The sequence below is a fragment of the Nostoc sp. NMS7 genome (assembly GCF_017115085.1).
Lineage (GTDB): Bacteria > Cyanobacteriota > Cyanobacteriia > Cyanobacteriales > Nostocaceae > Nostoc.
The window spans coordinates 1-9,574 of the sequence record NZ_JABXKJ010000052.1 but is presented as its reverse complement, the minus strand read 5'-3'; the positions used below and the strand labels follow the sequence as shown (position 1 = coordinate 9,574).

The 9,574-nt window shown below is 42.4% G+C and carries 10 protein-coding genes; 3 read left to right on the top strand and 7 right to left on the bottom strand.

Annotated features, from left to right (window positions below; all coding sequences use genetic code 11):
- Positions 1 to 169 precede the first annotated feature (169 nt).
- From HWQ38_RS04120 to HWQ38_RS04100, 5 genes are all read right to left on the bottom strand, one after another.
- Positions 170 to 1,123: an isoaspartyl peptidase/L-asparaginase gene (locus tag HWQ38_RS04120; RefSeq protein ID WP_292790245.1), complete on the bottom strand. Its 954-nt coding sequence runs from the start codon at positions 1,121 to 1,123 to the stop codon at positions 170 to 172.
- A complete protein-coding gene (locus HWQ38_RS04115; RefSeq protein WP_292790243.1) occupies positions 1,123 to 1,317 on the bottom strand; it encodes a DUF2256 domain-containing protein in 195 nt (64 codons plus the stop codon). Before HWQ38_RS04115 ends, HWQ38_RS04120 begins: the two co-directional genes overlap by 1 nt.
- 397 nt (positions 1,318 to 1,714) lie before the next feature.
- Positions 1,715 to 1,975, bottom strand: coding sequence for a transposase (locus HWQ38_RS04110; RefSeq protein ID WP_292790241.1), 261 nt, complete (start codon positions 1,973 to 1,975; stop codon positions 1,715 to 1,717).
- A 605-nt stretch (positions 1,976 to 2,580) separates the two neighbouring features.
- A complete protein-coding gene (locus tag HWQ38_RS04105) occupies positions 2,581 to 3,063 on the bottom strand; it encodes a tetratricopeptide repeat protein (RefSeq protein ID WP_292790239.1) in 483 nt (160 codons plus the stop codon).
- Between the two features lie 356 nt (positions 3,064 to 3,419).
- Positions 3,420 to 4,739 (bottom strand): CCA tRNA nucleotidyltransferase, encoded by a 1,320-nt coding sequence (locus HWQ38_RS04100; protein ID WP_292790238.1) that lies wholly within the window; start codon positions 4,737 to 4,739, stop codon positions 3,420 to 3,422.
- An 86-nt stretch (positions 4,740 to 4,825) separates the two neighbouring features.
- Between HWQ38_RS04100 and HWQ38_RS04095 the strand changes: the two genes are divergently transcribed.
- Entirely contained in the window at positions 4,826 to 5,074 is a 249-nt protein-coding gene (locus HWQ38_RS04095; RefSeq protein WP_292790237.1) for a Ycf34 family protein, read from the top strand.
- Between the two features lie 211 nt (positions 5,075 to 5,285).
- Here the strand turns inward: HWQ38_RS04095 and HWQ38_RS04090 are convergent, their stop codons facing one another.
- Entirely contained in the window at positions 5,286 to 6,434 is a 1,149-nt protein-coding gene (locus tag HWQ38_RS04090) for a DUF1822 family protein (RefSeq protein WP_292790235.1), read from the bottom strand.
- Positions 6,435 to 6,639: 205 nt separating this feature from the next.
- Positions 6,640 to 7,836 (bottom strand): sigma-70 family RNA polymerase sigma factor, encoded by a 1,197-nt coding sequence (locus tag HWQ38_RS04085; protein WP_292790246.1) that lies wholly within the window; start codon positions 7,834 to 7,836, stop codon positions 6,640 to 6,642.
- A 275-nt stretch (positions 7,837 to 8,111) separates the two neighbouring features.
- Here HWQ38_RS04085 and HWQ38_RS04080 point away from each other — a divergent pair, with 275 nt between their 5' ends.
- Positions 8,112 to 8,459: a hypothetical protein gene (locus HWQ38_RS04080; RefSeq protein ID WP_292790217.1), complete on the top strand. Its 348-nt coding sequence runs from the start codon at positions 8,112 to 8,114 to the stop codon at positions 8,457 to 8,459.
- 479 nt (positions 8,460 to 8,938) lie between these two features.
- Complete coding sequence (locus HWQ38_RS04075; RefSeq protein WP_292790216.1) at positions 8,939 to 9,487, top strand: hypothetical protein; 549 nt, start codon at positions 8,939 to 8,941, stop codon at positions 9,485 to 9,487.
- Positions 9,488 to 9,574 lie beyond the last annotated feature (87 nt).

Here is a 9,574-nt window from a genome sequence, read left to right as displayed (position 1 = left end):
CTGGATTGAAAATACGATAATCTATTACCCAGAAATTGAGATTTTTAGGATTAACGGGACTTACGCAAAAAGTTAGTGAAAGCCTTGATTTACCGTAGGGGCAATACCCTGCGGGAAGCTAAAGCTACATGAATTGCCCCTACATTTCGTACTTGATGCGTAAGTCCTATCAACAATAACCAATCAATTCACTATCATTCCATTCCAAGGTGTCGCCAATTTTTTCGCCGTCGTGGTAGGCCGCGAGTAAGATTTCGCTGGTTTTCCCCCAAGCGATCGCTCCACTAACATCTAAGGCGATCGCTCCCAAATCCCGTTTGTTCTGGTGCGCTTCCCCAAGCGATCGCTGCATGGCATCTTTCAGCGACATCCCATCAGTAACACGCACTACAATCCGTGGCGCTAAACACTCATCAATGATATCTTCCCCAATCCCAGTACAGCTAACACCAGCATTACTAGTAGCATAATTACCTGCTGGCATCGCCGAATCACTTACCCTTCCAATCCGCTCAAATCCCTTCCCACCAGTAGAAGTGCCAGCAGCTAGGCTCCCGTAGGCATCTAAAGCTACCACACCGATGGTACCGCGTCCAGCATTGCTGGTTTCTATGAGTTCAGGTTCTGCAACCACGCCAGCCATTGTGCTTTTAAAATTATCTTGGCGCTCTTGTATCCACTCTTGTAACCGCAAATCAGTTAAAGCGTTATAGCTGGGAATTTGCATTTCCCGCGCTAACTCAGCCGAGCCTAAATCCGATAGCACTCGGTCTGGCGAACTTTGTAAAAATTGCGCTAAATTAATTGGATTTTTCACGCGCGAGATATTAATCACACCACTAAATCGCCCTGATGCGCCATCCATCAGGGAAGCACTCATGCGGATTTGCCCATCAGATTGCAATACTGAACCAGTACCAGCATTAAAGCGGGGGTTATCTTCGAGCATTTGGCAACCCTGTACCACCGCCTCAGAAGCAGTTGCTCCTGACAATAGCAGAGAATAGACGAATTCTATTACTTCATGGAGCGATCGGCGCACCGCCTCCAATCCTCCTTTACCGTGGAGAGAACTACCAGCTCCCCCATGAATAATTAATTTAGGTTGCACCTGTGACTCCATTAATCCCTTGCGCTATTTGCGTCTGTGTTGCGGTTAGTTTCATTTTTAGCTTCCGAACGGCGACGACGACAACGTTCTGAGCAGTATTTCACATCCTCCCAGCAATCTTGCCACTTTTTACGCCATGTGAAAGGACGTTGACATACCGGACAGATTTTTGTCGGTAGGTCAGATTTAGAACGAATACGTCCCATATAAATACTCTGTAGATGAGAATTAATTTCTCAGAGAGATGGAAGATAATTATAACCAGTTTGCTGCGATCGCAGGATACCTTCAGCGAACAAATATAATGTCAATCTATCTTTAGAATTATTTTTTAGCTACTTGTCTGGAAATCCAAAACTATGGGCAGATGGCTCAACTCTCAAGTAAGTCTGTAAATTTTTCCAGAGAGGGTTTTGTCAATGGCTCCTGCTTCATTCAATACATATAAGAAAACATTAGAAGTAAACTACCCACACTGACGGTACAGTGTGGGCTTTTAGCAGCCCTGAACTATCTGTGCTGAGATTACAACACAAATAGTTCGAGCCTTTGGGCGAGTTTACAATAGTCACCCCGATAGCTGCAATATTTTTGCTGCCGTTATTAGTCGGCATCACCACTCCAAGAACAAGTCTTTGCCGTGCATTTGAAACGTTTATCAGAACGCATCCCAATATGTAGGCATTTGTGGCAAGTTTGGCTTGTCCATGCTGGAGGAACAGCAATTACTTCTACTCCAAACTGAATGCCTTTGTATTCCAAAAAAGAACGTAACTGATAAAAAGACCAAGAGTTTAAAGTCACTGAAATCATTGCGATCGCAACTCTAGCAGATCCTAACCTTCTTTGACATTGAGTGAACAAGCGCCTCCACGTCTGTTAAATCATCCAGGCGCTTAGATAATGCTTTAACAGGAAGAAGCAACGATGTCTTTACTAACCTAAACTTTGAAATTAGCTGATCACAGGGTGAAAAACTTTTTTGGCTCAATTTGAGTCTTTGAAATCCTGCTCACGAAATCATTTTATATCATGTCCGCTTGATTACTTATTAAACCCGAAGAACCCCAAAGAGCAAAAGCACAGCTTTGGCTTTGTCTCCCCTAAGAGCAAGCGGGGAGGGGTGCTTTTGATTGTTAAATTTTGATAAAGTTATTTAAACGATGTTTGATTTAGATGACTTTTTTGATAAAGTTATTTGGGAATAACTTGTGCTATCGCGTTCACGGCATCCATGCCATAACCTATGAGTAAATCTTTGTCAGGAAGAGGAATGCAGTTAGTTGAAAAGCACGTAATCAAGAGATATCATAAGTACTACCAAGAAATATTTGTCTACATTTTTTACAACTATAATCCTCTCTCCTGCTCCTAACTGTCTTTGCTTGAATTCCCATCTAGCCGACTGCCAAAATGCTTACTGATAGCATTTATTCTCTACGAAATGCTACCTAAACATTTTGAATTGCTTATCTGTTGTTATAGCTGAATCTAAATGTACATTCTAGAATCAACTTTTGATTCACTAGCGAATAGGGTTGAATTTCTAGAGCAGCTTTAAAAGCTCGGATACCTTCACCATACTCTCCTAGTGCTGCATAACACAAACCCATCCCGTGAAGCGCTCCAAAATGTATTGGATTTATCTGCACAACCATCTGACAATCGGCCAAAGATTTTTGATAATCACCAATACTGTAATAGAGGAAAGCACGGCGATTCCAGGCTTCGGCAAAATCTGGCTGGTCATTGATTAGTGCCGTCAGCGCTGTTTCGGCTTGAATAATTTCACCTGCATCGAGTAACTTTTGACTGCGATCAATTATTTCCAGCCCATAGATTCCCTTTTGCTGAAACCAGATCCGCCAGATTTTTCTAGTTGCCTTTTCACGGACTGTGGCATCCGGGTTTTTCAACTCTTCAAGTAAGGAATTGATAGATAAAGAATCCATGAATTTGAAATCAGTGAATATACCTTTGTATTAACTTTCTCACAAAATATATCCATTAAATCATTTTTAAAGTCATCTTTAAATTTGCAGTGATTATTAATTGCTAATTATGAATTTCCTGTGTGATTTCTTGTATTTAGTAATACGGCTAATACCATACTCGACATCGGGAGCATCCCAAATGTGTAAGTTATATCAAACCCCGGTTATAGAATTGTGATTGCGATCGCTACGCTGTCACTTCGTACCCAACGGGAAGGCTTACGCCAACACAATGACAAATATGTTCTTGCTTAGAGGATTTAAAGGTGGAGTATCTGGCGTGTGGGGTGCAATGACTATGGAATTATAACTAATTACCCGGACATGATATTACGTGCATAAGCGATCGCCTCTGTTGGTGTTGAGACTTTCCCCTCAGCTTGTGCTACGGCAATTTCTGTCAACAGTTGGCCGATGATTGGCGAAGCTGGGATATCTAATGCTATAATCAACTCCTTCCCGCTCACTAATGCAGTGGGATGAGCAACCAGATCATCAGGGTTCAGGTAGCGGTTAATCAAAGGTGCCAAGACTTGGCAACCCCTTGCTTTGGTTTCCTCTGTTGTCGCGCCTGCTGTATGTAGTGGCTTGTCATTAGACATCGCCTCGACTAAACTATCAAGTGCGACAGCTAGCACTGCCGTAGCAGGAAACACCATATCTGCGTCATGGAACAAAAAGTATTGTTCTCGCAACGACGACATATCAACTAGTTGAAACTGCGGTAACACTTTTAAAGCAGTGGTTACACCCCGGATTTCCGCACGACTATAAGTTAGTTCCTGTAGCTCTATTTCTGCTAATTCTGGATCTGGGTTGACAAGACAAGCAAGTTTGGCAATACTTAACCAAGTGGTTTTGATAGTATCGCGGACATCCTCTTGCAGTCGTGCCCCTAATTGTGGCCAATTTTGGGTCAGTAAGGCGGCTGCATTGTCAACTGCTGCTAGTTTGATCAAGCTTTCACGGGTGGCGTTTTTGAAAAAAGGGGCAAGTAAACCATCTTCCCAAGCACTTGTAATCCAAGAAGTACCTTGATAATTTGCCAGTAGATAGCCAATTTCTACCCTAACTCGTTCGGCTGCAACTTTGCTGATATGTGATGCCAAAGAACGAATTGCGGCTTGGGTAGCTGGCTCAATAGTAAAACCTAGTTGAGCGGCTTGGCGATAACCTCGCATTAACCGCAAAGGGTCATCTTTGAGGTTGGCGGGTGATACCATTCGCAAAATGCCCTGTTGTAAGTCTACACAACCTTGCAGAGGATCGATAATTTCTTGTGTATGGGGATTATAGGCGATCGCATTTATTGTAAAATCTCGTCTGTGCAAGTCAACTTCTAAACTATTTCCTGACTGTTGGGCAAAATCTGCTGTGGCGTGGGGAAAAACCACACGCGCAATCTGCCGTTCGGCATCGAGTAACACAAAACCAGCTTTGTAATGATGTGCGATCACTCTCGCTACCTTTACCGCCTTAAATGGGATAACAAAATCTAGATCCAGATATTCACGAGTTCTGCCAAGGATGGCATCTCGTACAGCACCACCTACCATGTAAGCGGGTTGTGGCAGCAATTCTAAGCTAAAAGGCCAATTTTCGGGAGTTAGGGTAGAAGGAACTGATTTATCCATTGTAATAAAAATCAACCCAGCAACTCATCAATAACAGTTGGGCTTAAGTTAGATTAACAATAAAGGCGCCTGGAGTTGGTTCTATTATGTGTATTTGCGTGAACTGCCACTATGTAGACAGCTGTTTTACCTATCATGCCGTAGAGGGGCAGCACCAACAGCCTCACTTGACCGAAACACCAAATTTTGATCCGAACGAACCTTCTATCAATGTCAACATTCGGACTAAAGAGGATGTAATTGAAATGGAATGGGATGTTGTTGGTTGTCTGAGCTTTAAGCGGGAAACGGGTAAGTGGTCGAAGTTGCGTCCTGGTGAATTAGTCCCGACTTGATAGAAAATCATTAGTGCATCTTATGACTACTGCTGTTTGGTGCAGTAGTCTTGAATACTTTTGTTAGAGACTTCCAACTAATAAATTATCCAATCTTGTGGGGTGGGCAGCGTTCGACTGAGCGCTCACGCCGAAGTCTTGCCTGCCTTGACCCACGGGCGGGCGAGACGCCCACCCCACAAGAAATTGTTGAGTATTTTTTTATATTACATTAAAACCGCAAAATCTCTCGGTCATAGTCTTCAGGTGCGGGTTCTATTTCCCAAACCAATCCTTCTCCTAGTTCCAAAATTACTTCCAAATACAACATATTTACAGGAGTTGTTGCCGTATCTTGATTATTCTCAAAAGCTTGTAAGTCTTCCGTTAGTAGTCGGAGCTTAAACCCAGCAGGAATTTGACCATCAGGAGTTGTACTTTGGAATTCAAAGCGCCAAACATGATCCTCAGAAGCGCTTTTAGGGAAAATACGTAACTCGTATGTATTCTGTGCAACTATTATTTGCCGAGATAAACCTAAAAATGGTTCTGCACTACGCATTCCCGTAGACACGACGAATTCTCTTTTTTCCCATCCCCACTGTTGAGCTAAATTTGCTACTCCTGTCTGCAACCATTGCGGAATTGACCACTGGATAAGTAAACCCTGACGCAGTTCAGACAATTTTTTTCGCCAACCGCCATGTGCCACGAGTGCGCCCCACAGTGAAAATGGAACTGCCAAACGCGGGAATTTCACATCGGGATCACCCAACCTTTCTAAGAGGTTTTCTGCCTGGGTTTTGGCAATAGGAGCTAAAGGTGCAATTTCGGCGCGTAAGGCTTCTGAATGATTAAGTTGGCGTGTAACCCACAGCACATTGATATCTGGAATTAAATCTTCACTTTCCAAACTGTAAGTCCGATCTCCAGGATCATAAACTCCTTTTGTTTTCAGAATTTGATGGGTTGTGTAGCCAAAAATCTTCATCCAGCCCTCATCGGGATTGACCTGTACTGCTATGTAGTAGTCAGCAACCCACTCTGGAATATCTACCCATTCCTGCGGTACGCGCAACTCATCCCCATCTATAGCGAGGGTAGGAATTAATACAAGGCGATCGCGATCAAAAGTAATAGCTGTGCCATTGACTACTTCCCAAAAACTCGGCAATGCCGCACTGTTGGGATAAACCCTGGCGGTGGGAGCAATTTCTTCTTTGAACCAAGGCAAAAATGCTTGCAAGCATTTTTGATTTATCCACCCACGTTGACAAGCACCAGCTGTTGAGTATGGTTGTTCTTGCTTTTCTGGAGATTGGGGAATTTCTAAATATAACTGCTGTGAGTCAATAGTGAATGGGGGAGGTGCATTGAACATAAATAATTTTAGAATGGCTCCATATAAAGACCATATTAAAAAGTTAAGGGAAACAGGGGAGAGAAAATTCTCTCTTGTCTACTCATTGGATCTGGGTAGGGAGCATCTCAATGAGTGTAAAAAACCTTGTAAAACCTCACCCCAACCCTCTCCGTGAGTTCAGAGAGGGAGCAAGAATCTTGTTTCTCATCTGGTATATTTGCTTTCACTGAGATGCTCTCATCTGGGTATGGCTATATTGGATTTTCAGCCATTCCTCTAAGCTTGTGTTTATAGCATCTATTACGTCGGATTTAGGGAAAATATGCAAGGTGTTTTGACTCCACTGCGTTAAAGTCAGCAGCAATGACTTTTTAATGCTGCTAAGGCGACGAGAAACAGTATATTGCTTAATTTCTAACTGTGCAGCAATTTCTGTTTGAGTGAGCTTCTGACCGTAGTAAACTTGTAGTAGTTGTTGTGACTTTGCATCCATTGCCGCGATCGCTTGGTGCAAAACTTGGTTTAACTGAGCTTGCTGATTTTGTGTATTCGCCGCTTCTTCCTGCTCAATAATTTCCGTTAGTAAAGATGTTGGCAAATTTGCAGGCAATATCTCTAATAAATTACCATCTTCTTCTTTGAGGGGAGCGTCTGCGGAAACAACCTTAGGATAGAGGAAGGTACGAGCAGCTTTCGCAGAAGATAATAGCCAGCTTTCTATGGTTTGCTGGTTGACTGCGGTAGTGGGTGAACTCAATCGGCTTAAACGTTCTGCATTATAAAGATTAGTAATAGCCTCCCAAATCACAGCATCTGGTTTGGTAAGCTGGCGAATTTTTGTGTTCTCACCTGTGTAGAGTTCCTTAAAACATTCCCAGGCTAAAACATAACTATCGATACTTTGAGCATTAAATCCGGCATTTTGTAATGACTGCACTAGTCGTTTACGGCTGAGTTTGTGTAATAATGCCCAGTCTGAGCAAATGTCTGCTTCTCTGCGTTCGCGCAGCACGTCCTTGATGATACTTTCAAAGGCAAGTTCAGCGTAGCCCTTCAAATTCGAGCTGTATTCAGGATTGAATCTTTTTAATATTTTATCGACACGAGCGATCGCCATCTGAAAACAGTCTCCTACAGAGGACTGAGTAGAAAAGTTTCGGGCAAATTTTCTTGCAGTCCAGTAGCACACCTCTTGTAAATAAGCAGAAATATGTCCCAGTGTCACAGCACTGGATTCATTCTGCCAGACTTTATACCAGTAAACTGCCCAAAAGGTATCTGATTTCTCAGTTGACGACCCCTCCAGACAAACTTTCATGCTGCGTCGCAGTTTGGCATCTGTTGCCCAACCACTAAATTGGTCTGCCTCAAATTGCACAAACGTAGAAAAGATTTCAACAATGCCATGTCGGGCTTGCATGGAATACTTGCCGTTGTTTGAACCATAGCTGATTTCAATTATACAGTGATACAGCCAAAAGCTAGTTCCTTGCTGCATAACGATTTTAGAGATTTTTCCCAAATTTTCTATTCTCGGTGCATAAAAACTAAAAGTCATCGTAAAGAGTGATATGCAAAGAGATTCATTTAGTAAGTATCACAAAAAAGATGCAAGCAAGGTGAATCAAAACTGACTTAATCAGTTCTGCATGGAGCTTAAAGAGAATATCAATCAACTAAAAAAGGAGAAAAACCATGTTGAATATTGACACAATGCTCGAAAGGACTTCTGCTAATCAAGACCTATTTGTTGATTTAAACGAAAATGATGCTGAAACAGTTAGTGGTGGAGAGCAATTTACCATTTATAACCAGACGAATGTTCGGATACCTTACACGATTGATGGAACACAAACAACCCGCCCATACGGTGATTCGGTATGGACTACTGGAAGAGGAGGAATAATTGCTTTTGACTATGATTTTGGTCTCTCAGGAGTCCAATTACGCAAATACAATTTGGCCGATGGACGTAAGTATGCATTTAGATACGACACCAGGACTTCTTATGGCCAAGATATCGAACTCTTTGACATCACCTAATCGGGTGTGGCTGCAATTACAAATCTGAGCTAACAAGCTAAACCCTCAATCTAGTCGGGTCAGTTGACCCGACTGTATTTTCTCACTAATAATTGCGCCTAAAAATGAAATACCAGATTGTCCTAGTGGTCTGTCGCAAAAGTTTTGATATAGCAATCCTAAATCATTCCTGAAAAGTTAGATCCCCGACAACTTTTACGAAGTCGGGGATCTGGACAGCGATAATTTTCACAAATCAGATAGGATTGCTATATAGGTGAATCAGTTTTAAAGTTATCTTCTTTACCTCTTAACTTCTCTGCGAGATGCTGCGCGTAGCTTGCCTGGACGTAGGAGTATGCAATCTTATATCTGTGCAAGGCTTTGGTGCTTTTTTGCTTTTCTCGTGAGCGTTTTTCATTTTTCAAAGCTTGTGTGCAGATATACACAAGAGCATATCTTCTGGAGTCATATAGCTATTTATCAAGGAACACAAATTTATGACCTCAACTACAACTTATACTTACAATGGCGATGTAATATCTGAGAATATAGATCCCAACAGTGATGCGACAACAATACCTTCGCCAAAAAAAGAGAAAGTTAAAAAACTCGGTTTTAGATTATCAACACTTGTAGCCCTATCAGTGATTCCGATTTCAGCTGTAACCATGCCGTTAGTGCTGAACCAGCCGGTATATGCTCAATGTGTTGCGTCTAGAGACTTCAATGGAATTTGGCGTTCGGATGATGGAGGCACCTATTACGTTAGGCAAATTGGCAATGACATTTGGTGGGTTGGAATGAGCGCTGATGACGGAAGAACCTGGACTAATGTATTCAAGGGAGTAAGAATTGGCGATACGGTCATCGGGCAATGGGCTGATGTTCCTAGAGGTGGAATCCTCTCTGGAGGGATTCTTAATTTGAGTGTTCCACCAGGCTGGAACGGAAGTGTCCCAGAATTTAGCAGAAACTACGTTACTGGAGGTTTTGGCGGCTCTAAGTGGTTCAAACCGTGCAATGACGTAATCCTCAACCCTATTTAGCCCGACTGATTACGACAATTATTAATATAAGCTAATCGGCATTTAAATTGCAACATAGTCACTATTACCCTTGTTTTTTATTTTTCG

Bases quoted from the DNA above. Each gene is read 5' to 3' on its own strand.
- HWQ38_RS04120 (WP_292790245.1), bottom strand. From the start codon at position 1,123: ATGGAGTCACAGGTGCAACCTAAATTAATTATTCATGGGGGAGCTGGT.
- HWQ38_RS04115 (WP_292790243.1), bottom strand. From the start codon at position 1,317: ATGGGACGTATTCGTTCTAAATCTGACCTACCGACAAAAATCTGTCCG.
- HWQ38_RS04105 (WP_292790239.1), bottom strand. From the start codon at position 3,063: ATGGATTCTTTATCTATCAATTCCTTACTTGAAGAGTTGAAAAACCCG.
- HWQ38_RS04100 (WP_292790238.1), bottom strand. From the start codon at position 4,739: ATGGATAAATCAGTTCCTTCTACCCTAACTCCCGAAAATTGGCCTTTT.
- HWQ38_RS04095 (WP_292790237.1), top strand. From the start codon at position 4,826: ATGTGTATTTGCGTGAACTGCCACTATGTAGACAGCTGTTTTACCTAT.
- HWQ38_RS04090 (WP_292790235.1), bottom strand. From the start codon at position 6,434: ATGTTCAATGCACCTCCCCCATTCACTATTGACTCACAGCAGTTATAT.
- HWQ38_RS04085 (WP_292790246.1), bottom strand. From the start codon at position 7,836: ATGCAAGCCCGACATGGCATTGTTGAAATCTTTTCTACGTTTGTGCAA.
- HWQ38_RS04080 (WP_292790217.1), top strand. From the start codon at position 8,112: ATGTTGAATATTGACACAATGCTCGAAAGGACTTCTGCTAATCAAGAC.
- HWQ38_RS04075 (WP_292790216.1), top strand. From the start codon at position 8,939: ATGACCTCAACTACAACTTATACTTACAATGGCGATGTAATATCTGAG.